Origin of the sequence: Pantoea sp. sgz302252, assembly GCF_042610525.1 — a bacterium.
Lineage (GTDB): Bacteria > Pseudomonadota > Gammaproteobacteria > Enterobacterales > Enterobacteriaceae > Erwinia.
This window is the reverse complement of record NZ_JBHDVM010000042.1, coordinates 1-648: the sequence shown is the minus strand read 5'-3', so window position 1 is coordinate 648 and position 648 is coordinate 1. Positions and strand designations below refer to the sequence as shown.

The 648-nt window shown below is 48.9% G+C and carries 2 tRNA genes and 1 rRNA gene; all 3 read right to left on the bottom strand.

Annotated elements, in window-relative coordinates:
• Positions 1–205 precede the first annotated feature (205 nt).
• Positions 206–281: transfer RNA gene (locus tag ACETPC_RS23795), tRNA-Ala, on the bottom strand.
• A 150-nt stretch (positions 282–431) separates the two neighbouring features.
• A tRNA-Ile gene (locus ACETPC_RS23790) sits at positions 432–508 on the bottom strand.
• Positions 509–582: 74 nt separating this feature from the next.
• Positions 583–648 (bottom strand): 16S ribosomal RNA (locus tag ACETPC_RS23785); the annotation flags it as partial.

Genomic DNA, 648 nt, shown 5'->3' with positions numbered 1-648 from the left:
GTCACTTAACCTCACAACCCACAAGCGTCCCGAAAGACACTGAGTTGTAAGCATTTGAGAGACTCGAACATATCGTGGTTTCATTCTTGTTACGGAGAATGAACACGACATGTCGTTTCAATTTTCAGCTTGTTCCGGATTGTTAAAGAGCAATATCTTAAACATGACTCGCAAGTCATCTTTAAGATAGTTTTTACAGACTGCATGGTGGAGCTAAGCGGGATCGAACCGCTGACCTCCTGCGTGCAAGGCAGGCGCTCTCCCAGCTGAGCTATAGCCCCATACAGTTACTGCAGAGACCACTACTACCACTCGCGAGGAGTCACGCTTTCACTTTCGTGACCGCGTTAATTTGTGCTCAGGCAAGGCATGTGGAAGGGAAGTTTACTTCGGTAAACGACCGCGCACATAACGCCGCATGAGTGCAAATTTGGTAGGCCTGAGTGGACTTGAACCACCGACCTCACCCTTATCAGGGGTGCGCTCTAACCACCTGAGCTACAAGCCTGTAGAGGTTTTTTCTGCTCGTTACTTTTCTATCAGACAATCTGTGTGAGCACTACGCCGGAAGGTATCTTCAGGTAAGGAGGTGATCCAACCGCAGGTTCCCCTACGGTTACCTTGTTACGACTTCACCCCAGTCATGAA